This is a genomic window from Streptomyces sp. NPDC023723 (genome assembly GCF_040639815.1).
Taxonomy (GTDB): Bacteria; Actinomycetota; Actinomycetes; order Streptomycetales; family Streptomycetaceae; genus Streptomyces.
The window spans coordinates 79,382-101,423 of the sequence record NZ_JBFAAP010000016.1 but is presented as its reverse complement, the minus strand read 5'-3'; the positions used below and the strand labels follow the sequence as shown (position 1 = coordinate 101,423).

The window sequence follows — 22,042 nt, the reverse complement described above, 5'->3', positions numbered from 1 at the left end:
ATGCGCATCCTGCTCGTGGACCACCACGACTCCTACACCCACAACCTGTTCCAGCTGATCGCCCGCACCACGGGCGCCGAACCGCTGGTGCTGCCCTGCGACGCGGCGGCCCTGCGGCGGCTGGACCCGGACGGGTTCGACGCCCTGGTGGTCTCCCCGGGTCCCGGGCACCCGGGGCGGGCCCGGGATCTGGGCTTCACGGCCGGGCTGCTGGCCCGCTGGCCGCTGCCGGTGCTCGGGGTCTGCCTGGGCCATCAGGCGATCTGTCTGGCGGCCGGCGCGCGGGTCGGCCGGGCCCCCGTGCCGCGCCACGGCCACCTGAGCCCGATCCGGCACCGCGGCGACGGCCTGTTCGCCGGGCTGCCGCAGGACTTCACCGGGGTGCGCTACCACTCGCTGGCGGTCGCCGAGCCGCTCCCGGCGGAGCTGGCGGCCACGGCGTGGGCGGAGGACGGCGTCCTGATGGCGGTGCGCCACCGGTCGCTGCCCCGGTGGGGCGTGCAGTTCCACCCGGAGTCGGTGGCCACGGAACACGGCGAGCGGCTGATCGCGAACTTCGCCCGGCTGGCGTCCGGCCCGTCCCGGTCCCGCGGGACGCCCGGCCCGGTGCCCCCCGCGCTCCCCGCCCCGCGTCCGGCGTCCGCCGCCGCGCGGGTCCGTCACCGCCTGCACGTACGCGTACTGCCGTTGGCCCCGGACACCGAGGAGGTGTTCCGCGCGCTGTACGCGCGCTCACCGCACGCCTTCTGGCTGGACAGCTCCCGGGTGGAGCCGGGGCTCGCCCGCTTCTCCTTCCTGGGCGACGCCGCCGGCCCGCTCGCCGAGACCGTCCGCTACCGGGCCGGCTCGGGCCGCGTGGAGGTGACGGACGCGGACGGGGTGACCACCGTGCCCGGCACCGTCTTCGACCACCTGCGGGCCCGGCTGGCCCGGCGCCGGATCGAACCGCCCGCCCTGCCCTTCGACTTCACCTGCGGCTGGGTCGGCTGGTTCGGCTACGAACTGCGCGCCGACTGCGGGGCGGCGCAGCCGGTCCGCCGCTCCGCCGGGGACGACGCCGTGTGGGTGTTCGCCGACCGGCTCGTCGCCGTGGACCACGAGCGGGCCACGACCTACCTGCTGTGTCTGGCCCGCGAGAACCCGGCGGACGCGCTGCGCGCCGGCACATGGCTGCGCCGCACGGCCGAACGCCTGACCGCGCTGCCCCCGGCCCGTCCCCGCCCGCTGCCGCCGCCCGGTGCCCCGCTCCCGTACCGGCCGTCCCGGGGCGAGGCCCGCTACCTGGCCGACATCCGGCACTGCCAGGAGGAGTTGCGGGCGGGCGAGAGCTACGAGATCTGCCTGACCGACACCGTCCGGGTGCCGGTGGCCGCCGACGGTCTGCTGGCGCACACCGTCCTGCGCCGCCTCAGCCCGGCGCCGTACGCGGCCTTCCTGCGGTTCGGCGACACCGAGGTGGTGTGCTCCTCGCCCGAGCGCTTCCTGCGGATCGGTGCGGACCGCCGGGTGGAGAGCAGGCCCATCAAGGGCACCGCGCCACGTGGTGCGGACCCCGCCGAGGACGCCCGGCTGCGGGACAGGCTCGGCCGCGACCCCAAGACCCGGGCCGAGAACCTGATGATCGTGGACCTGCTCCGCAACGACCTGGGCCGGGTCTGCGAGATCGGCAGCGTGCACGTGCCCCGGCTGATGCGGGTGGAGACCTACGCCACCGTCCACCAGTTGGTGTCCACCGTCCGCGGCACGCTGCGGCCCGGCACCGACGCCCTGGACTGCGTGCGCGCGTGCTTCCCGGGCGGCTCGATGACCGGAGCGCCCAAGCGGCGCACGATGGAGATCATCGACCGCCTGGAGGGCACGCCGCGCGGGGTGTACGCCGGCTCGATCGGCTACCTGGGGCTGAGCGGGGGCGCCGACCTGAACATCGTCATCCGCACCGCCGTCCGCTCCGGCGGCCACTGGACGGTGGGCGCGGGCGGCGCCATCGTCCTGGCCTCCGACCCCGCCGAGGAGTACCGCGAGGTGCTCCTCAAGGCCGCCGCCCCACTCCGCGCGCTGCTGCACGCGGCGCACGGACACCGCCCGCCCGCCACCACCGCCTCTGGAGCGACCATGCCCCTCGACCGCCGTCTGCTGGACATCCTCGCCTGCCCGGCCTGCACCGCGCCGCTCACCGCCGACCCGGCCGGCACCCGGCTGACCTGCCGTCAGGAGGACTGCGGCCGTACCTACCCGGTCACCGACGGCATCCCGGACCTCGTCCTCGACGAGAAGCCCGCCCGCCCATGAGGGCCTGAGCAACTGAACGGGGGGCGGGGCGGGATGACGGAGCCGGACGGACCGGTGCGCCGGAGCGGCGCGGACGGCACCCGCCGCCCGCGCGGCCTGCTCACGCTGTGCGGCGTCGAGACCTGGGAGCGGTTCAGCTTCTACGGCATGCGGGCGATCCTCGTGCTGTACCTCGCCGCCCCCGTCACGGACGGCGGCCTCGGCCTGGCTCCGCACACCGCCGCGGCCGTCTTCGGCGTGTACGGCGCCCTGGTCAACCTGCTGGCGCTGCCCGGCGGCTGGATCGCCGACCGGCTGTGGGGCTCCTACCGGGCGATCGTGCGGGGCGGCGTGGTCATCACCGCCGGGCACTGCGTCCTCGCCGTACCGGCCGGCGCGGGCACCACGTACACCGGTCTGCTCCTGGTCGCCGCCGGCACCGGCCTGCTCAAGCCGGGCGTCTCCACCCTGGTGGGCCGGCTCTACGACGCCGAGGGCGGCGACACGGCTGGGGCCGCGGCCCGCCGGGACGCCGGGTTCTCCGTGTTCTACCTGGGCATCAGCCTGGGCGCGTTCGCCGCTCCGCTGGTCACCGGATACCTCGGTGAACGCGTGGCGTGGCACGCCGGGTTCGGCGCCGCCGCGGCCGGCATGCTGGTGGGCCTGCTGGTGTGCGTGCGCGGCCGGGACCGGCTGCCCGTGCGGCGGCGGGCCCGCCCGGTGTCACCGGCCGCCACGTACCGGGCGGTGGGTGCCGGGGGCGCGGCGGTGGTGTTCCTGGCGGCCGGATACGGCGTGGCGCGGTGCTGCGGCCACTCCCCCACCGAGGCGGTAGTGCAGGCCGTCACGGCGCTCACCGCCGTCGTCGCGCTGGTCTGTTTCGCGGTGCTGTTCCGCTCGGCGGGCCCGGACCCGGTGGAACGCGGCCGGCTGACGGCCTACGTGTGGCTGTTCCTCGCCGCCACCGTGTTCTGGACCGTCGCCGAGCAGGGAGGTTCCCTGATCAGCCTGTTCGCCCGCGACCACGTGGACCGGACGCTGGCCGGCCGTCAGGTGCCGACGAGTTGGTTCCAGTCCCTCGGCCCGCTGTACAGCGTCCTGCTGGCCGGCGGGTGCGCGGCGCTGTGGCTGCGGCTGGGCGGGCGCCAGCCGGGCACCCCGGCGAAGTTCGCGCTGGCCCTCGGCGGGCTGGGGGCGGCCTCGCTGGTCATGGCGGGCGCGGGCTGGTCGGCCGGGGCCGGGCGGGTCACTCCGCTCTGGCTGGTGGTGGCGTTCCTGGTACAGATCGTGGCGGAGATGCTGCTGAGCCCGACGGGGCTGAGTGTGACCACGCGGCTGGCGCCGGTCCGGCTGGCCCACCGGGTGATGAGCCTGTGGTTCCTGTCCGTGGCGCTGGGCAGCGCGCTCAGTGCCCAGGTGGTCCGGCTCGCCGCGGTGTGGCCGCCGGGCCGGTACTTCGCCGTCCTCGGCGCGGCGGCCCTGCTCGTCTCGGCCGCCCTCGCCCTGGCCCGGGGGCGGCTGCGGCGGCTGATGCACGGCGTGGACTGACCATCCGTGCGGGGCCTCTCACCCCTCCGGCGCCCCGGTCGCCGACATCCACGCCGCGTGCAGGTCCGCGTACCGGCCGGGCCGGGCGACGAGTTCGGCGTGGCTGCCCTGCTGGACGATGCGGCCGCCGTCGAAGACCAGGACGTGGTCCGCGGCCTCGGCGGTGGACAGCCGGTGGGCCACCGACACCGCCGTACGGCCCCGGGTCGCCTGCTCCAGGGCGCGCTGGAGCCGCTGTTCGGTGGCCGGGTCGACGGCGGACGTGGCCTCGTCGAGGACGAGCAGGTCGGGGTCGGCGAGGTAGGCCCGGGCCAGCGCCACGAGCTGCCGCTCCCCAGCCGACAGCGCCTCGCCGCGCTGTCCCACCGGGGTGTCGAGGCCCTTCGGCAGCCCGGCCGACCAGCCCTCGAGGCCGAGGTCGCGCAGAGCCCGCCACACGTCCTCGGGGGTGGTGTCCGGCCGGCCGCGGGCGATGTTCTCACCGACCGTGGTGTCGAACAGGAAGCCGTCCTGCGGCACCATGACGACCCGGCCGCGCAGCGCGGCGAACGGCACCTCGGGCAGCGGTACCCCGCCGAGCGTGATCCGGCCCGCGGTCGGGTCGTCCAGCCTGATCAGCAGCTTCACGAACGTCGACTTGCCGGAGCCGGTCTCCCCGACGACGGCGACCCGGGTGCGCGGGGCGATGCGCACCGTCACGTCGTGCAGGACCGGGGGGCCGCCCGGATAGCCGTAGGCGACGTCCTCGAACCGGATCTCCACCGGTCCCGGCGCGGGCGGGCGGCCCGCCGCCGCGGGGTCGGGCACGTCGACGGGGGTGTCGACCACGGCCAGGGCGCGCCGCCAGCCGGCCAGGGCGTTCTGGAGTTCGTTCAGCACCTCGGTGCTCATCTGTGCCGGTCCGATGAACAGGGTGACCAGGAACAGGAACGCCACCAGTTCGCCGGCGCTCATCCGGCCGCCGACGCCCAGCAGCACACCGAGGCTCACCACGCCGCCGATGGCCAGCGCGGCGGCGACCTCGCCGCTGGAGAGGGTTAGGGCCACCAGCCGCTGGGCGCGGCTCTGCGCCCGCCGGTGCTCCTCGACGGCGGTGTCGATCCGCCGGCCGATCAGGTCGCCCGCGTCGTAGGCGTGGATGACGGCGGCGCCGACGACGGCCTCCCCGGTGGCGGCGAGCATGTCGCCGCCCCGGGCCCGGACCCGGCCGTACGCCGCGGAGAGCCGGCGCTGGAGCGCGGGCAGGACCAGGGCGAGCGGGGTGAACACCGCCCAGACCATGAGGGCGAGCTGCCAGGAGTAGGCGAACATCACGGCGCTGCCGACCAGCAGCTGGCACAGGCTCACCAGGAACATGCCGCCGAACTGGAGGAAGGTGCTGAACTGGTCGATGTCGGCGGTGACCCGGGCCACCAGGTCGCCCCGGCGTTCGGAGGTGAGCGCGGGTGCCGACAGGTCGTGCACGCGGCGGAACACCTTGACCCGCAGGGTGGCCAGGCCGCCTTCGACGCTGCGGTAGAGCCGGTGGTTCATGCGGTAGGTGACATGGGCGGTGACGAGGACGGCGGCGGCGCACACGCCGACGGTGGCCAGCACGAAGCCGGTGCGCGGGCCCTGTTCGGCGCGGATGCCGTCGTCGAGGGTGAGCTGCACGGCGATAGGCACGACGACCCGGCCGCCGGCGGCGAGGAGCGCGAGCAGCAGCACGCCCAGCAGTCCTTCGCGCAGTCCCGGCGACACCTCCAGGGCCCGCCGGAACGTCCCCCAGGCGCCCCGTCCCTCGCCGGTGATACGGCTGCTGGTACGGCTGTTCACGCGGTCCTCCCGTCGGTGTCGTGCGGATCCGGCCGCGGCTCCCGGCCGTCCTGGCCGTTCTGCTCGTGCTCGTAGGCGGTGACCAGGTCGCGGTAGCCGGCGCAGCGGGCGCGCAGTTCGGCGTCGGTGCCGCTGTCGCGGACCCGGCCGCGGTCCACGTACACGACGTGGTCGGCCAGGGCGATGGTCGCCCGGCGGTAGGCGACGACGACCAGTGTGGAGGGCACCCGGGCCGCGCGGAGCCGGCTCAGGATGCGGGCCTCCACCTGCGGGTCGATGCTCGACGTGGCGTCGTCCAGGACCAGCAGCCGGGGGCGGCGCACCAGGGCGCGGGCCAGCGCGATCCGCTGGCGCTGCCCGCCGGAGAGGGTGGCGCCGCGCTCGCCGACGCGGGTGTCCAGGCCCTCGGGCAGCGCCCGGACCACCTCGGCGGCCTGGACGGCCTCCAGCGCCTCCCACACCCGCTCGTCGGGCAGTTCCAGGCCCAGCAGGATGTTGCCGCGCACGGTGTCGTCGAACAGCAGGGTCTCCTGCGGGACGAACGCCACCGCCGAGGAGACCTCGCCGGAGCGCATCTCGCGGGCGTCGAGGCCGTCCATGAGCACGTCGCCGCGCACCGGGTCGACGAGCCGCACCATGAGGGTGGCCAGGGTCGACTTGCCGGAGCCGGTGGGGCCGACGACGGCGACGGTCCGGCCGGAGCCCACGCTGAGGGTGACGTCGTGCAGGACGAGGCTGTCGTCGTAGCCGTAGCTGACGCCCCGGGTGTCGAGGCTGATCGGGCCGGCGTCGTTGAGTCGCAGCCGCCCGGTGGGCAGGTCGCCCCCGGCGTCCAGGACGTGGCGCACCCGGGCCCAGCCGACGGCGCTGCGGGGCAGTTCGGCCAGCACCCAGCCGAAGGCGCGTACCGGGAAGGCGATCATCGTGAACAGGTAGGCGACCTGCACGAGTTCGCCGACGTCGATGGCGCCCGCGGCGAGCCGGCCGGTGCCGACGGCCAGGACGCCGAGGATGCCCAGGCTCGGCAGGGCGTCGAGCAGCGGGTCGAAGCGTCCCCGGGTGCGGCCGACCGCCACGTTGGCGTCCCGGAGCCGGCCCGCGGCCTCGTTCATCCGGGCCGTCTCGTGCTCCTCCAGGCCGAGGGTCTTGACGACCAGGGCGCCGTCGAAGCTCTCGTGGGCGATGTCGCTGGTCTCGGCCCGCAGCGCCTGGGCGCGCTGGGCGAGCGGGGTCAGCCGGCGCTGGTGGACGACGTTGAGCAGGCCGATGGCGGGGAAGACCAGCAGCGCCACCGCCGCCAGCACCGGGTCGACGGCGAACATGGACACCATGGCGGCGACGAGCATGACGGCCACGCCGATGGCGCTGGGCAGCGGCACGATGGGCGCCCAGGCCGCCTCCACGTCGGCGCCGACGTTGGACAGCAGCTGGCCGGCCGGGTGCCGCTGGTGCCAGGACAGCGGGAGCCGCAGATAGCGCCGGGCGACCTTGCGGCGGTAGGCGGCCTGGAGCCGGAACTGCATGATGCCCGCGCCGACCCGGCGTCCGATGACCCCAACGACCCGCAGCATCGCCACGCCGAAGACGGCGAGCCCGGCGCCGGCCAGGGCGGCGGCGCTGGTCCGGCCGTCCCGGAAGGCGGGCAGGACGACGTCCTCGGTGATGCGGCCCAGCGTCCAGGAGGTGGCGACCGGCGCGACGCCGTACAGGGCGCTGGCGGCCAGGGCGGCGGCGAAGATCCAGGGTTCCTCGCGGACGGCGACGGCGAGCACCCCGAGGCCGCGGCGCAGGGTCGACCGGTCGGTTGCGGACACGGGCGCGGTTCCTTCCGGGCGGGCCGTACCAGCCGGAGCGGGCCGCGTCACTGGCGGGCCCCGGTGGCGGCCGGCAGGGCGTCCAGCAGGGCGAGGTCGTCGTCGTGCAGCCGTACGTCGGCGGCGGCCACGTTGTCGTGCAGGTACCCGGGGTTCTTGGTGCCGGGGATGGGGATGACGTGCGGGCCGCGGGCGAGCACCCAGGCCAGCGCGGTCTGCGCGGGGGTGCGGCCGCGGCGCCGGGCGACGGCGCGCACGGCGTCCAGGAGGCGGAGGTTGGCCGCGAAGCTACCGTCCGTGAAGCGCGGGTTGTGGCGGCGGTAGTCGCCGTCGGGCACGTCGGCGGCGGCGGTGAAGCGGCCGGCGAGGAAGCCGCGGCCGAGCGGCGCGTAGGCGATGAGGGCGATGCCCTCCCGCTCGGTGAAGGGCAGCAGTTCGGCGGTGGTGTCACGGGTCCACAGCGACAGTTCGGCCTGCACGGCGGCGACGGGGTGGACGCGCGCGGCGCGGCGCACCTGTTCGACGCTCACGTCCGACAGGCCCAGGTGGCGGGCCTTGCCGGCCCGTACGGTCTCCGCCATCGCGCCCCATGTCTCCTCCAGCGGGACCTCGGGGTCGACCCGGTGCAACTGGTAGAGGTCGACGTGGTCGGTGCGCAGCCGGCGCAGGCTGGCGTCGACGGCGGCGCGGATGTGCGCGGGCCGGCCGTCGCGGCGCAGCCGGCTCCCCCCGGCGACGAAGCCGGCCTTGGTGGCGAGGAAGGCCCGGTCGCGGCGGCCGGTGAGCGCCCGGCCGACGAGTTCCTCGTTGGTGTGGGGGCCGTAGACGTCGGCGGTGTCCAGGAGGTTCGCGCCGAGGTCGAGGGCGCGGTGCAGGACGGCGGTCGAGGTGGCGTCGTCGCGGCCGGCGGGGTCGTAGGCGTAGGACATGCCCATGCAGCCGAGGCCGACGGCACCCACCGGGGTGCCGTGCGGGCCGCCGATGTGCCGGGTGTGCACACGTGGTCCTTCCTCGGCGCGGGGCGCGCCGGGTGGCCGGGGCCCGGACCGGCCGGGCCCCGGAGGGGAGTCGCGCGGGGCGCGGTCAGGTGACGGCGCCCTCGGTCCAGGCGCGCTTGAGGATCTCGTCGACGGTCTCCTCGACCGTCTGCTCGGAGGTGTCGAGCCACAGCCCGATGCGGGGGGTGCTGTCCCGCAGCACCTTGTCCATGGCGGCGGGCTGCCAGTCGGGTCCGTAACCGGACTTGGCGCGCTGCGCCTCGCGCCGGGCCACGACCTCCGGGTCGGGTGCCAGCATGACCACGGCGAGCGGGCGGCTGCGGATCAGCCGGGGCAGGTCGGCCAGGTATTCGCCGAGGAAGAGGTCCTGGACGACGGCCGTGAACCCGGCCTCGACGTAGGCGTCCGCGGCGGTGGCGGCCAGGCGGTAGCGCAGCCGCAACTGGGCGACGGCCTCCGGCGGAGCGTCGGCGGTCATGTGCGCCTGGCCGTTGACGACCATGCGGCGGAAGGTGTCGCCGCGCACGTGGGCCGAGCGGGGCAGGCGCTCGGCGAGGGCCTGGGCGACGGTGGACTTGCCGGCGGCGGAGATGCCGGAGACGACGATGACGCCGGGGGTGCCGTCGACGGGGGTGGATGCGGGGCTGGTGATGTCGGTCATGGGCGGGACGGGAATCCTTGCCTTGTGGTCGGTGATCGGGGGTGTTGCCCGTCAGTCGCGTTCGAGGACGAGCAGGTCCATCGAGGCCGGACGGCTCGGGGAGGTCCCCCAGGTCCCCGGCCGGGGTTCGCGGCGCAGGCGCAGCCCGTGCCGGGACGCCATCGCCAGCAGGTGGTCGGGGCGGTAGGCGATGGCGTACGTGGGTTCCTCCTCGGAGTGCACGTGGTGGTCGCCGCGGTCGTGCGGGAAGGTGAACGCGGTCGTGCCGCGCGCCATGTTCGCGGCGGCCCGGTCGGTGAGGAGGTAGGCGGTGGCGAAGCACAGCCCGCCCGGCCGCAGTACCCGGGCGCACTGGGCCAGGTAGTTCTCCGTCTCGGCCGGGCGCAGGTGGCTGATCAGTCCGACGAGCGCGGCGATGTCGTAGGCCGCGTCCTCGGCGGGGAACCGGAAGCCGGCCGCGTCCAGTGTGCCGTCCGGGTTGTAGATCTCCTGGCGGATGTCGACGTGCGCGAAGCGGAAGCGGGGGTGGCGGGGGGTGATGGTGCGCGCGCACCACTCGATGGCGTGCGGCACGATGTCGAAGCCGAGGTAGGAGCCCTCGGTGAGGACGTCGGTGAGCGGCACCGCGATCCGGCCCGGACCGCAGCCGGCGTCGAGCACGTCGTGGCCGGGGCCGAGGCCGAGTTCGTCCCGCATGTACGCGGTGATCCGGCGGCCCACCTCCAGGAAGTCGCCGTTGCCGACGAAGCGGCGGTGGCGGCGGGGCGGCAGCAGCGGGTGCTCCCTGCCGCGCACGGTGTCCCATACGTCGAGGGCGCGCAGGCCGGTGTGGTAGCCGAGGCGGCGCAGGCGTTCCAGGTGTCCGGCGGTGCGTTTGGACGAGGTGTACTTGGTCGCCCTGAGCGCGCTCAGTTCGGGCTTGCTGCCTGCCAAGGAGCGGCCCCTCTCGGTGGGTGGTGCACCGGCACGGGTGCGAGGGGCCTGGCGCGGGCGTCCGGGCGGCTCCCCCGGCCCGGCGTTCAGGATGGCGGGCACCGGGTAGGCGGTCAACCGGACTTGTCCGGACAGCGAATCGTTTCGCCCGCTACCGGGGGCTTTGGGCGGCCGGGTCGGTGTCCCGCGCGGACCGGCAGATTCACCCGTCCGGTGCGCCGTACGACATCTCTTCGATTGCGGCAACTCTTCGATTGCGGCCGGCCGCCGCCCGGACCCGGTGTACGCCGGCGTCCCGGGACGCGGCATGATCGCGGCCATGCTGATCGCTCACGAGGGTTGTTCGCCGACGGTCCATCCCACGGCCTACGTCGCTCCGACCGCCACGCTGTGCGGGGACGTCCGGGTGGGGGCCGGGTGCCGGGTGCTGTTCGGTGCGGTGCTGACCGCCGAGGGCGGGCCGGTGGAGCTGGGCGAGGGCAGCATCGTGATGGAGAACGCCGTCCTGCGTGGCACCCGGCGGGATCCGCTGACTGTGGGACGGCAGGTCCTGGTCGGCCCCACCTCCTGCCTGACCGGCTGCCGGGTCGAGGACGAGGTCTTCCTGGCCACCGGCAGCCGCGTCTTCAACGGAGCGCGGATCGGGATCCGCTCCGAGGTGCGGATCAACGGCGTCGTGCATCTGCGCACCGTGCTGCCCGCCGACTCGATGGTGCCGATCGGCTGGGTCGCCGTCGGTGACCCGGTACGCGTCCTTCCGCCGGACGATCACGACGCGATCTGGGCGGTGCAGAAGGACCTGGACTTCCCCGGCCATGTCTTCGGTCTGGACCGTCCGGCGGACGGCGGGAGCCTGATGCCGGGCATCTCCGAACGCTACGGCCGGGGCCTCGGCCGGCACCGCGACGACCAGCAGATCTGAACCCGGCGGCAGGAGCCCGGCCCCGCCCACGGCCGAGAGCGAACGTTCTACCTCACGTCTGTGTATTCTGGCGGGATGAGTACGCGTCCAGCGAGCGGCACCACCTCCGAGGCCCGGGAGCGGCTGCTCAACACGGCAACCAGGATCTTCTACGCGGAGGGCATCCACTCGGTCGGCATCGACCGGATCACCGCGGAGGCGAAGGTGACCCGGGCCACGCTGTACCGGCACTTCGTGGGCAAGGAAGACCTCGTTCTCGCCTATCTCGACCAAGCCGACCGGATGATGCGGGGCCAGGCCGACGCCGCGCAGACGGGCAGCCGGTCGGCCGTCGACAAGGTGCGGGCGGTCGCCAGGTCCATCGCCGACGGCATCCGGTCACCCGGTTTCCGCGGCTGCGCCTTCCTGAACGCGGCGGCCGAATACCCCGATCCGGCCCACCCGGTCCACCAAGCCGTGCTGGCCCACCGCGAGTGGTTCCTGAACACCGTCACGGACCTGCTGGCACAGGCCACCGACGCCCCCGCCGACCCGGCCGCCCGGCACCTGGTCATGCTCAGGGACGGCGCCATGGCGGCCGGCTGCCTCTTCGACCCCGAGTTGATCTGCGAGACCTTCCTGCGGGGCGTCGAAGGGCTCCTTCGTGTGCACGTCGGAGAAACGCCGGTGCCTCCCGTCGCGGACCGGGCGGTCTGAACTCGTCCCAGGTGAACCGAGGTTGGCGACGCCTCCACGAACCGAGCCGATCGGGTTCGGCATTCGGCTTCCGGCGCCGACCGGGCGGCGGCGTCGCCCGATTCCGTCAGTCCTGCCTGGCGGCGCGGCCCAGGCGCAGGGCCGAGACGAGGAAGAAGACGGCGCCCGGGACGGCGTAGCCGATCGCGCTGGAGAGGGTCGGGTCGTCCGCGCCGGCCGACGTGAAGATGGACGCCCCGGCCAGCGTCGAGATGCCGCCGCTGAGGATCATCGGCCACTGGCCGCCCATCTTCCGGCGCGGGACGGCCACGATCAGCTGGACCAGCCCGGCCACGACCGCCCAGGCGCCCCACACGCGCAGTACCGCCGGTATGCCGGACGCGCCGGCGACGCCCACTCCGAGGGCCGTGGCGAGGCTCACCGCCATGTTCACGTAGAGCAACGCGGGTGATCCGGTGCGGCGCGAGGCTTTCGCGTCGACGAGGGCCGCGCCGACATCGAACAGCGGATACAGCACGAGCAGCACGACCACGACCGGGCTCAGTTTCGAGGCCATCGGCAGCGTCACGAGGGCCCAGACGATGGCGAACGCGAACCGGACGAAGTACAACCGCCGCAGGGCAGCGGCCGTCCCGGCGCTGCGGGACGGCGCGGTAAGGGTGCTCACGGTGTTCCTTTCGGTGGATGCGCGGAGCGGGAGGCAGACCGCGTCGGCGCGAAGTACCTGACGTGGGTGCGGTGTTGCCCTGCCCGTGGGTGCCACGACGGGATGGCGTGTCCGACGGCCGGACAGAAGGCGCCAACCGGGCATCCGTTCCGCGAGACTGAACGTTCTGTATCGCCAGAATGGCAATGCGGCAGGGGGATGTCAAGACCGAACGTTCTACCTCAGGCGTCGGGGCCGCCGGTCCAGAGCGAATGCTCCCGGTTCGCCCATTCCTCGCCGACCGAACCGGTGCGCATGCCCCGGCGCGCCTCCGGATCTCCCAGGGCCATGCCGATGTGACCGGCCAGGACGATGCCGAGGGTGAGGGCCAGCCAGTCGTGGACGAACGTGGCCGAGGTGCGCCACATGAGTGGGGTGAGGTGGGTGAACCACATCATCAGACCGGTGCCGAGCATGACGAGCGTGGCACCGGCCGTCCAGGACGCGAAGAGCTTCTGTCCGGCGTTGAACTTGTGCGCGGGGCGGGCCCCGGGCCGCTTGTCCCGCCGCAGGACGGCACGCAGCCACCGGCTGTCGTGCGGACCGAAGCGGTTCAGCAGGCCCAGGTCCGCGCGCAGGGCCCGGGAGCCGAGGCCGATCAGCACCGGGACCGGGAGGGCGACGCCCGACCACTCGTGCACGGTGACCACCAGGGCGCGGCGGCCGACCAGTTCGGCGAACAGCGGCAGGTACAGGCAGGCCGCGGTCAGGACACAAACGCCCATCAGCACGGCCGTCGCGCGGTGGGCCCAGCGCTCGGCCCGGCTGAACCGCGGCAGCCGCCCGGCGGCCGGCGCGGACTCAGGTCGTGGGCTCATCGTCCCGCCCGTTCGAACGGCCCACCCAGGCGTCGATGTCGTAGCCCCGCTCTTCCCAATACCCCGGTCGCACGTGCTCGGTGACGGTGATGCCGGAGAGCCACTTGGCGGACTTGTAGAAGTACATGGGCGCCACGTAGAGGCGGACCGGACCGCCGTGGGAGTGCCCGATGTCCTGGTCCTGCATGCGCAGGGCGACCAGGACGTCCGGGCGGCGCGCCTGCTCCAGCGTGAGGCTCTCCGAGTAGGCGCCGTCGAAGCAGGTGAAGCGCACCGCGCCGGCGGAGGCGCGCACTCCCGCGGCGTCCAGCAGCCGGGACAGCCGCACCCCTTGGAACGGGGTCCCCGGCACCCGCCAGCCGGTCACGCACTGGACGTCGCGCACCATACGGGTCTGGGGCATCGCCTCCAGATCGGCCAGGGTGTACGTCGCCGGGCGGTCGACCAGGCCGTCGACGCCGAGCCGGTAGGTGTCGGCGTCCTTGGCCGGTACGGACGAGGTCACCGAGTAGTAGCGGAATCCGCCACCGTTCGGCAGCAGGCCGGTCAGTCCGGTCGGGTCCCGCTCGGCGGCACCGCCGAGGAACGACTCGAAACCACGCTGCAACGCGGGGGCGGCGAGGACGCCGAGCGCACCGGCGCCGAGCGTGCCGAGGAAGACCCGTCGTCCGACAGGCGCACCCGGCTTCTCCGGCCGCTGCGGCCTTTCGGAGCTCATGTGTTTCCCCTCCCGTTGCTTCGCCGGCCGGAGGGGCCGGTCCGCGTCGGCCGGCGGCTCGCTGACGCCGCGCACGGCGCGGGCCGCTGCCATGAGCGCCCCGTGGTGAGTGTAGCCAGCCGGTCCGGCGCCGCTGCGGGCCCTTCGGCATGCGGGCGGAAGACCGGCCCAGCAGAATCTACAGGGCAACGATAAAAATCGACGAGGTGTAGAGTTTTATCCGAGGGGGCTGACCAGCTTCCTTCCACCGGACCTTCCTGGAGCACCCATGCAGCAGCGGAACTGGCTCATCACCGGCGTCAGCACGGGCCTCGGCCGGGCCTTCGCCCAGGCCGCCCTGGCCGCCGGGCACACCGTCGTCGGCACCGTCCGCGCGGAGAAGGACCTGCGCGCCTTCGAAGAGCTCGCACCCGACCGCGCGCACGGCCGCCTCCTGGACGTGACCGACGACGACGCCGTCTCAGCCGTGGTCGCGGAGGCGGAGCGGAGCGTCGGTCCGCTGGACGTCGTGGTCGCCAACGCCGGCTACGGCCTGGAGGGCACCTTCGAGGAGACACCGCTCACCGAGCTGCGGCGGCAGTTCGAGGTCAACGTCTTCGGAGCGGCGGCCACCCTGCGGGCGGCACTGCCCGGCATGCGCCGGCGTCGCCGCGGGCACCTGATGGCCGTCACCTCCATGGGCGGGCTCATGGCCGTGCCCGGCATGTCCGCGTACTGCGGCAGCAAGTTCGCCCTGGAAGGCATCCTCGAGGCACTGGGCAAGGAGGTCGCGCAGTTCGGGATCCATGTGACGGCGATCGAGCCCGGCTCCTTCCGCACCGACTGGGCCGGCCGCTCCATGACCCGCGCCGCGCGCACCATCGAGGACTACGACGAACTGTTCCGCCCCATCCGGGAGGCACGGCAGCAGGCCAGCGGGAACCAGCTGGGCAACCCGGCCAAGGCGGGGGACGCCGTCGTACACATCGCATCCGTCGAGCGGCCGCCGGCCCATCTCGTCCTGGGTTCGGACGCGCTGCGCCTGGTCACCGCCGCGCGGGCGTCCGTGGACGAGGACATCCGCACCTGGGAAAACCTCTCCCGCACCACCGACTTCGCCGAAGGCGCACAGCTCTGATGCCCGGCCGACCCCCCGCGCGGGGCCGACGTCCCACCGAACGCAAGGGCGATGTCCGGGAGCGGGCCATCCTGGACACCTGCGAGGCCCTGCTGGCGCAGAAGGGCTACGACGCCATGACCGTCGGCGACATCGCCGAGGGCGCCGGCATCACCCGCGGCGCCCTGTACTTCTACTTCGGCTCCAAGCAGGAGGTGGTCACGGCGCTCGTGGCCCGGACCGTCGAGCATCTGTGGGAACGGTCCCTGGCCACCGCGCGGGCCGAGGAGCCGCGTCAGGCCGTCGCAGCGGCCATGCACCGCACGGTCGAGCTGTGGAACGAGCACGGTCTGGTCATGCGCACGGCCATCGATCTGTCGTTGACCGTGCCGGAGATCGGCCGGCTGTGGAGCCACACGGCCGACTTGTTCATCGCGGCCATCACGGCCGTCCTGGAACGGGCCGGCGTTGCGGCCGGCACCCGGCCGGATCAGGCCTCGGCGATGGCACGCGCCCTGTGCTGGATGATCGAGCGGACCTTCTACCACGCTTCGCAGGAATCCCGCGAGAAGCTGCAAGAGGCGTCCGCGACCTGCGCGCACATCTGGCTGACCAGCGCCGGCCTGACCGGCTGAGGCACGCCGGGCGGCTGTGCGCCGCGATCGGCGCTCCGGCCTGCGGGGCGCCCCGCACTGCCGCCCGGGTGGTACTGCTGGTACCGTGGGTACCATGCCGGATCCCAAAGCGATGAACCTACGCTTCCCCGACCCCGCGCAGCGGGCGGCCATCGCGGCGGCCGCCAAGCAGGCCGGGGTCAGCATGCAGGAGTACATCCTCTCGGCCGCCTACGACCGGGCGACCGCGGTGGAACAGCGGTTCCTGGAGGGCTTCAAGGCGTCCATGGCCCGCAGCGGGGCGGCTTTCGCGGCCGAGCCGAGCACCGTCGACGCCGGCCCGGAGCAGCGGGCGAGCGAGCAGGAGGCGCTGCGGGAGCTGGCTCAGCAGGGGCGGGACCACGCCGCGTGAGCGAGCAGGAACCTCCGCACCCCCTCGACGTCACGTTTCTGCTGCACGCCGCCGAGCTGCTCGACGGCGATCCGCAGGTCGACGACTACGGACCGCTGTACGCGGCCGTCGCCCGGGTCAACGCCCGGGCGATGGAGCGGGACATCTACGGATCGCCGTACCTCAAGGCCGCCGCCCTGCTGCACACCCTGGCGAGGCTGCCGTGCCTGGAGCACTCGAACGAGCCCTTCGCCTGGCACACGACCGAGGCCTATCTGGCCCTCAACGCGCACGCCCTCGACTACCCGCCCAAGGCAGCGGTCGCGCTGGTACGCGACGCGGCCCGCGGGACGCTCGGCGTCGCCCGGATCGCCCGGCAACTGCGGGACTGGGCCGCCGCTTGAGCCACTGAGTTCCTCAGGGACGCCCCGTCCCCGGCAGCGCGGTCGCCTCCCGACGGCCACACGGGCACCGTCCCCGGCTCGTTTCCCGTCGCACGCCCCGGCCCTCGGCCCCGAAGCACGACGCCTCCAGGGCCCGCCCGCGACGCGGGCGACCGCCTCGGCGGCCCGGCGGCCGTTCCGTACCCGGCACGAGCAACAGAAGGACACAGGATGACGTCGTCTCAGGCCCGCCGCACCGGCCGTCCGCCCCGGCTGTCCCAGGAGGCCATCCTCACGGCGGCCCAGCGCCTCCTGGACGAGGAAGGACCCGAGAAGCTGTCGATGCGCCGACTGGCGCAGGAACTGTCCAGCACGGCGATGGCGCTGTACCACTACGTGCGCGACAAGGACGAGTTGCTGCTCCTGCTGCTCGAACGGCACGCCCAGCGCTTCCCGCGCCCCGCGCTGCCCGCCGATCCGCGTGAGCGGCTGATCGCGGCCGGCCAGGCACTGCACGACATCCTCGGTCTTCGCCGCCCTGACGCCGGAGGAGTTCCCCCGGCTCGCCTCGCTCGCCGACCGCTGGGACGAGATCACCACCCGGGACACCCACCGCGAAGGTCTGGTGGACCTCGTCGACGGACTGCTGTCGCGGGCGGACGGGGCCCGGGAGGCGACATGACCGCCGGCCCGGAGACCAGTCTGACCGAAGCACTGCTGCACGTCGGCGGGGCCATTGACCGGGTCGGCCGGGTGGACGACGGCACGACCCGGACCGACACCCTGGCCCTGGAACGGCGACGGAGGATCACCACCCGCGCCGCCGTCGCGGCGTTCGAGATCGATGACGTCGCCGTCAACCTCGTCGACACCCCGGGCCATCCCGATTCATCGCCGAGGTCGACCGGTCCCTGACGGTCCTCGACGGCGCGGTCCTGGTGCTGTCCGCCGTGGAGGGCGTACAGGCGCAGACCATCGTGCTGTACCGGGCGCTGCGCCGCCTGGGCATTCCCGTGGTCTTCTTCGTCAACAAGATCGACCGGGCCGGCGCCGCTCCCGGGACGGTTCTCGCGAGGATGCGCAGCCGCCTGAGTACGGCTCTCGTACCGCTTGGTCACGTACTCGGCCCCGGCACGGCCGCGGCCGAGGCCGTGCCGTGCGGGTGGGAGGACCCGGTCGAGGCCGAGCGGCTGACGGGGCTGCTCGCCGACCACGACGAGGAGTTGCTCAGCCACTGGCTCGCGCGGGACGGGGCTCGCCCGGTCGGGCCGTCGCGGCTGCGTGCGGCCCTGGGACGTCTCACGCGTGCCGGTGAGGCGCATCCGGTGCTGTTCGGGTCGGCCAGGACCGGTGCCGACGTCCGGGCGCTGATCGGCGCCGTCACCGAACTGCTGCCCGTGGCACCGGGCGACGATCAGGCACCGGCGGCGGCGCAGGTCTTCAAGGTCGAACGGTCACCGGGAGGGCAGCGGGTCTGCACGGTGCGGATGCGTGCCGGAACGCTCGGCGTCCGCGACCGAGTGTCGCTGGACGGTGGCCGGTCGGCGACCGTGACGGCCGTGGAGGTCTTCGAAACCCGGCGGCGCCGTCCAGCGTCCTCGTGCCACGGCCGGCCAGATCGCCCGCGTCCGGGGCCTCGACGGCGCCCGGATCGGAGACTGGCTCGGCCGCCGCCCAGCCGGCACCGCGACGGCCGCCGCGCTGCCGGAACCGGGCTTCGAGACCAGGGTGGTGGCCCGGGCTCCCGCCCGGCAGGACGAGGTGCACCGGGCGCTGCGCGAACTCGCCGACAGCGATCCGGTGATCGCCCTGCGGCCCGAGCACGGTGCCGCCCGGATCCGCGTCTACGGCGAGGTGCAGCAGGAGGTCCTGGCCGACACGCTGGCGGCCGACTACGGCCTCGCCGTCGACTTCCGCGACACCGGGGTGGTCTGCGTGGAACGACCGTCGGGCACCGGGAGCGCCGCGCCGCGCTGCGCCTGGGCGAACCCGGCCATCTGTACGGCTACACGCTCGCGGTGACGGTCGAACCGACCGCGCCCGGCGCGGGCGTGGAACTCGTCGTCGCCGCGGACCGGGCCACGATCCCGCTGCATGTGTACGGCAACGTCGGCGGATACCGGGCGGCGCTCCTGGAGTACCTGCACGAGCCCTTGGCGGTCGGTCCGCACGGATGGCGGGTGACCGACCTGCGCGTCAGGGTCACCGACAGCGGCTACCCTTCGGCGGGCCCACGCGCCGCCGAGGTGCGGCGCACGACCGACCTGGTCGTCCGCGAAGCCGTCCGCCGGTGCGGCACGACGGTCTGCGAGCCCGTCGACCGGTTCGTGCTCGAGACGCCGGCGGACGATCTGCCCGCCGTGCTCGCTCTGCTCGGCCGTCACGGCGCCGTCCCTGAGGCCGTCCAGACCACCGGGCCCATCGCGGTGGTCACCGGAAACCTGCGGAAAGCGGAGGCCGGCGCGGTACGTGCGGGGTTGCACGGCGCCGCGCACGGCGAGGGTTTGCTCGAATCCGCCACCTGCCACTACCAGCCCGTGCGAAGCACCGGCAGGAGGCGGCGGTGAAGCCCGCGCCGCGCGCGGCCTCGGCCCGGCGCGGTCCGGGTCATGCGCGGCGCGGGCAGGGCGGGGTGTAGTCGAGACGGGGGAAGTGCCGGGTCCACTGGGTGCGGCTGATGCTGCGGTGGACGCGGTCGCAGGCGTCGGCGAGCACCCGGTCCAGGTCGGTGTACCAGATCTGGACGCTGTAGTGGGCGGTCACGGTGAGGAACGTGCCGTCCGAGGTGAGGTGGCGCACCTCCTTGACCGTCCCGCGGGGATTGGTGAGGTGGGCCAGGGGGGCGGGGCGGGTGCGGTCGGTCACGTCCCAGATGTTCACCACGCCGTCGATGCCGACGGTCGCCGCCGTGCGTCCATGGGCGGCGAAGGCCACGCCGGTGACGATGTCGGCGTGCCTGGCCAGCTCACCCAGCTCGCGGGGCCGGGGAAGCGCGCTGATGTCCCACAGTTTCGCCGTGTGGTCGTCGCTCCCGCTCAGCAGGGTGCGGCCGTCCGGACTGTAGGCGAGGGCGTCGATGAAGTGCAGGTGTCCCTCGAGGACGGCGACGGGGGCGGCGTGGCGCGGGTCGGTCACGTCCCAGAGGCGGATGCGGCGGTCGTCGGAGCCGGAGGCCAGAGTTCTGCCATCGGGGCTGAACTCCACGGGTTTGACATTGCCGTTGTGTCCTGTGAGCACGTCGAGCACGCGGGGGCGGGCCGGGTCGGCGAGGTCCCACAGGCGGATGGTGTCGTCGTAGCTGCTGGTGGCGGCGACGCGTCCGTCGTGGCGCACGGCGATGGAGTAGACGGCGTCGGTGTGCCGTGTGGGCGGCTTCGACAGCAGCCTGGGGTGGTGCGGGTCGGACACGTCCCACGACCGGAGTGCGCGGTCGCCGCCCGCGCCGAGCAGTGTGTCGCCGTCCGGAGTGAACTGGATCGGGCCCACGCCGACTCCGCCGAGGTCGGTGCTGCCGAGCCGGCGGGGCCGCCGTGGATCCGCCATGTCCCACAGGACGACGCGCGAGCCGTCGGCCATGGCCAGCAGGCGGCCGTCGGCGGTCACGGCCGGTGTCTGCCCGGTAGGGGTGTCCGGGACCGGGGTGTGGCCGGCCGGGGTGGACCCGGTCGGCCCGGGGCCGGCAGGTGCGGGGCCGGCCGGTGCGGGCTCCATCGACGTGACGGACAGGGTGCTGAGCAGGGCGTCCCGGGTACGTTTGTGCTGGGTCTGGCGGTAGGCGGCCGCGCGATCTGGACGGCCAGTGACGGATCGTGCGGGCTGAGGCGTACGGCCTCCTCGCCGGCCCGCAGGGCCACGGCCTCGTTGCGCTGCTGGGCGACGGCGCGCTCGGCCCGTACCGCGAAACCGGCGGCGGCCACGGCACACACGAGCAGGACGGCCAGCGCCCCGACCAGCCGGCGCAGGCGGCGCAGCCGGCGGCGGTCGCGCTGTTGCGCCTGTTGCGCCGCCGACTCGCCGGCCTCGAGGAAGGCCCGTTCCCGGGCGGTCAGCGTCTGCCCGGGAAGGTCCCTCGCGGCAGCGAGGCGTACGCCGCGGTACAGGGTGTCGGGGTCGTGGTCCAGGGACTCCCAGAGGGTGGTGGCCTCGGTGAGCGCGCGTCGCAGACGCTCCTGGCCGCGGTCCTCCTCCAGCCAGCCGCCGAGCCGGGGCCAGCAGCGGATCAGCGCCTCGTGGGCGATCTCCACGTGGTCGGTGTCGGCGGTCAGCAGCCGGCCCCTGGTCGCCTGTTCGAGGACGAACTCGGTGTCCGGACCGCTGTCGAGTTCCTGCCGCGGCACCCGGCGCTTGGTGTCCTCGGTGCCCTCGCCCAGCGCGACAAGCCGCAGGAACAGCCGCCGCGCGGCCGTCTGCCGTACGTCGTTCAGTGCGCCGTAGAACTCCTCGGCGGTCTGGGTGAGGGCGCCCTCGATGCCGCCCGCCGCGCGGTAGCCGGCCAGCGTGAGCGCGTTGCCCCGCCGGCGCTTCCAGGTTTCCAGCAGGGCGTGCGACAGCAGCGGCAGTGCCCCGGGCCGGCCGTGGGCGTCGGCCGTGAGGGTCGTCAGCAGGGCACTTTCGACGGTGAGCCGGGAGCGGACGGCGGGCTGGACGATCGCCGCCCTCAGTTCCTCGGCGGTCATCGGGCCGACGGGATGGTGGGCACGGGGCAGGGCGTCGACGAGGCCGGCCAGCCGCGTGCAGTGCGTGTAGAAGTCGGACCGCACGGCGATGGCGACCCGGGTGCGGCTGTCAGGGACCTGTGTCGCGTGCACCAGCGCGGCGACGAACCGCTCCCGTTCGTCCGTGTCGTGACAGACGGTGAACACCTCTTCGAACTGGTCTACGACGATGAGCAGCTCGTCCGCCGCGGAGCCCGCCTCCTGCTGCCGGGCGAGGATCTGCCGCACCACCCGGTGGAAGGCGTGCGGCCCGGCGGCGAGTCCGGCGCGCACCGGGCCGGGAGCGGTGCCGGCCCGGGCCGCCAGTCGTACGGCGCATTCCTCCAGCGGGTGCGGGCCGGGAGTGAAGACCAGTGAGGCGTCGTCGGGAAAGGCGGGGAGCACTCCCGCGCGCAGCACCGACGACTTACCGGATCCCGATGCCCCGAACAACACGAGAAGCCGGTTGCCCTTCAAATGTTCGACAAGGGTGGCGGTGAGTTTCTCGCGGCCGAAGAAAAACCCGGCATCGGCCTCCCCGAACGGAAACAGACCGGCATAGGGAGGCTTGGCGCCGTTCCCTTTCCGGTTTTCCGCGCCGGCCTCGGCCGGCGGGTTCGTGCCCGCGCACGCGTCGGCCGTACGGCGCCAGATCAGCCGCCATTCCCGCTCGTCACCGCCGCAGGCACGGACGTAGGCGAGGGTGACGGCCAGGCTGGGAAGTTGACGCCCCGCCGCGGCCGAGGACAGCGTCGCGATCCCGTAGTGGGTGTCGCGCGCGAGATCCCGGTAGGTGGGACGGCCGGCCTGCTCCCGCAGTTTCCGCAAACGCGCGGCGAATTCGAACAGAGGACCGCCGTCCGGGTCCAGAGGACTTTCCCCCCGTGGCACGCGCTCATCCTTTCCCCCCGAGGACCGCCGATTGTTCGGCATCCGTTTGTTCAGCGTCGGCCGACCCGACTTGAAC

20 protein-coding genes and 1 pseudogene are annotated in these 22,042 nt (G+C 74.0%); 11 read left to right on the top strand and 10 right to left on the bottom strand.

Annotated elements, in window-relative coordinates; genetic code table 11:
* Together pabB and AB0G32_RS19260 are read left to right on the top strand one after the other, a co-directional pair.
* Positions 1–2,289 (top strand): aminodeoxychorismate synthase component I, encoded by a 2,289-nt coding sequence (gene pabB, locus AB0G32_RS19265; protein ID WP_361164156.1) that lies wholly within the window; start codon positions 1–3, stop codon positions 2,287–2,289.
* Positions 2,290–2,322: 33 nt separating this feature from the next.
* Entirely contained in the window at positions 2,323–3,816 is a 1,494-nt protein-coding gene (locus tag AB0G32_RS19260; protein WP_361164154.1) for an oligopeptide:H+ symporter, read from the top strand.
* Between the two features lie 18 nt (positions 3,817–3,834).
* On the opposite strand, the gene AB0G32_RS19255 is transcribed toward AB0G32_RS19260, so the two are convergent.
* From AB0G32_RS19255 to AB0G32_RS19235, 5 genes are all read right to left on the bottom strand, one after another.
* Positions 3,835–5,631: an ABC transporter ATP-binding protein gene (locus tag AB0G32_RS19255; protein WP_361164152.1), complete on the bottom strand. Its 1,797-nt coding sequence runs from the start codon at positions 5,629–5,631 to the stop codon at positions 3,835–3,837.
* Positions 5,628–7,445 carry an ABC transporter ATP-binding protein gene (locus AB0G32_RS19250; RefSeq protein WP_361164150.1) on the bottom strand — a complete coding sequence of 606 codons (1,818 nt, stop codon included), beginning with the start codon at positions 7,443–7,445 and terminating at the stop codon, positions 5,628–5,630. Before AB0G32_RS19250 ends, AB0G32_RS19255 begins: the two co-directional genes overlap by 4 nt.
* Before the next feature lie 47 nt (positions 7,446–7,492).
* Entirely contained in the window at positions 7,493–8,443 is a 951-nt protein-coding gene (locus AB0G32_RS19245) for an aldo/keto reductase (protein ID WP_361164148.1), read from the bottom strand.
* A gap of 85 nt (positions 8,444–8,528) precedes the next feature.
* On the bottom strand, positions 8,529–9,104 hold the full coding sequence (locus AB0G32_RS19240) for an AAA family ATPase (protein ID WP_361164146.1): 576 nt from the start codon (positions 9,102–9,104) through the stop codon (positions 8,529–8,531).
* 51 nt (positions 9,105–9,155) lie between these two features.
* Complete coding sequence (locus tag AB0G32_RS19235; RefSeq protein ID WP_361164144.1) at positions 9,156–10,037, bottom strand: class I SAM-dependent methyltransferase; 882 nt, start codon at positions 10,035–10,037, stop codon at positions 9,156–9,158.
* A 319-nt stretch (positions 10,038–10,356) separates the two neighbouring features.
* Between AB0G32_RS19235 and AB0G32_RS19230 the strand changes: the two genes are divergently transcribed.
* Positions 10,357–10,959 carry a gamma carbonic anhydrase family protein gene (locus AB0G32_RS19230; RefSeq protein ID WP_361164142.1) on the top strand — a complete coding sequence of 201 codons (603 nt, stop codon included), beginning with the start codon at positions 10,357–10,359 and terminating at the stop codon, positions 10,957–10,959.
* Between the two features lie 75 nt (positions 10,960–11,034).
* Positions 11,035–11,655, top strand: coding sequence for a TetR/AcrR family transcriptional regulator (locus AB0G32_RS19225; RefSeq protein ID WP_361164140.1), 621 nt, complete (start codon positions 11,035–11,037; stop codon positions 11,653–11,655).
* Between the two features lie 106 nt (positions 11,656–11,761).
* Here AB0G32_RS19225 and AB0G32_RS19220 read toward each other — a convergent pair whose 3' ends face one another.
* The 3 genes from AB0G32_RS19220 to AB0G32_RS19210 form a co-directional block, all read right to left on the bottom strand.
* A complete protein-coding gene (locus AB0G32_RS19220) occupies positions 11,762–12,322 on the bottom strand; it encodes a hypothetical protein (RefSeq protein WP_361164138.1) in 561 nt (186 codons plus the stop codon).
* A gap of 221 nt (positions 12,323–12,543) precedes the next feature.
* On the bottom strand, positions 12,544–13,179 hold the full coding sequence (locus AB0G32_RS19215) for a cytochrome b/b6 domain-containing protein (RefSeq protein WP_361164137.1): 636 nt from the start codon (positions 13,177–13,179) through the stop codon (positions 12,544–12,546).
* On the bottom strand, positions 13,163–13,897 hold the full coding sequence (locus AB0G32_RS19210) for a molybdopterin-dependent oxidoreductase (RefSeq protein WP_361164135.1): 735 nt from the start codon (positions 13,895–13,897) through the stop codon (positions 13,163–13,165). The genes AB0G32_RS19215 and AB0G32_RS19210 overlap by 17 nt, the downstream gene beginning before the upstream one ends.
* Positions 13,898–14,165: 268 nt before the next feature.
* Between AB0G32_RS19210 and AB0G32_RS19205 the strand changes: the two genes are divergently transcribed.
* From AB0G32_RS19205 to AB0G32_RS19175, 7 genes and pseudogenes are all read left to right on the top strand, one after another.
* Positions 14,166–15,014 carry an oxidoreductase gene (locus AB0G32_RS19205; protein WP_361164133.1) on the top strand — a complete coding sequence of 283 codons (849 nt, stop codon included), beginning with the start codon at positions 14,166–14,168 and terminating at the stop codon, positions 15,012–15,014.
* Entirely contained in the window at positions 15,014–15,628 is a 615-nt protein-coding gene (locus tag AB0G32_RS19200; RefSeq protein WP_361164131.1) for a TetR/AcrR family transcriptional regulator, read from the top strand. Before AB0G32_RS19205 ends, AB0G32_RS19200 begins: the two co-directional genes overlap by 1 nt.
* A 94-nt stretch (positions 15,629–15,722) precedes the next feature.
* On the top strand, positions 15,723–16,019 hold the full coding sequence (locus AB0G32_RS19195; protein WP_361164129.1) for a DUF1778 domain-containing protein: 297 nt from the start codon (positions 15,723–15,725) through the stop codon (positions 16,017–16,019).
* The gene (locus tag AB0G32_RS19190) at positions 16,016–16,402 is read left to right on the top strand and encodes a fic family toxin-antitoxin system, toxin component (RefSeq protein ID WP_361164127.1); all 387 of its coding nucleotides are present in this window, start codon (positions 16,016–16,018) and stop codon (positions 16,400–16,402) included. The genes AB0G32_RS19195 and AB0G32_RS19190 overlap by 4 nt, the downstream gene beginning before the upstream one ends.
* Before the next feature lie 210 nt (positions 16,403–16,612).
* Positions 16,613–17,718, top strand: a pseudogene (locus AB0G32_RS19185) (GTP-binding protein); the annotation flags it as partial.
* 394 nt (positions 17,719–18,112) lie between these two features.
* Complete coding sequence (locus tag AB0G32_RS19180) at positions 18,113–18,403, top strand: hypothetical protein (protein ID WP_361164253.1); 291 nt, start codon at positions 18,113–18,115, stop codon at positions 18,401–18,403.
* Complete coding sequence (locus AB0G32_RS19175) at positions 18,400–18,948, top strand: hypothetical protein (protein WP_361164252.1); 549 nt, start codon at positions 18,400–18,402, stop codon at positions 18,946–18,948. Before AB0G32_RS19180 ends, AB0G32_RS19175 begins: the two co-directional genes overlap by 4 nt.
* Before the next feature lie 40 nt (positions 18,949–18,988).
* Here AB0G32_RS19175 and AB0G32_RS19170 read toward each other — a convergent pair whose 3' ends face one another.
* Both AB0G32_RS19170 and AB0G32_RS19165 read right to left on the bottom strand, forming a co-directional pair.
* On the bottom strand, positions 18,989–19,984 hold the full coding sequence (locus AB0G32_RS19170) for a WD40 repeat domain-containing protein (protein ID WP_361164125.1): 996 nt from the start codon (positions 19,982–19,984) through the stop codon (positions 18,989–18,991).
* Positions 19,981–21,966, bottom strand: a complete 1,986-nt coding sequence (locus AB0G32_RS19165) for a helix-turn-helix transcriptional regulator (protein ID WP_361164123.1) — start codon at positions 21,964–21,966, stop codon at positions 19,981–19,983. The genes AB0G32_RS19170 and AB0G32_RS19165 overlap by 4 nt, the downstream gene beginning before the upstream one ends.
* Positions 21,967–22,042 lie beyond the last annotated feature (76 nt).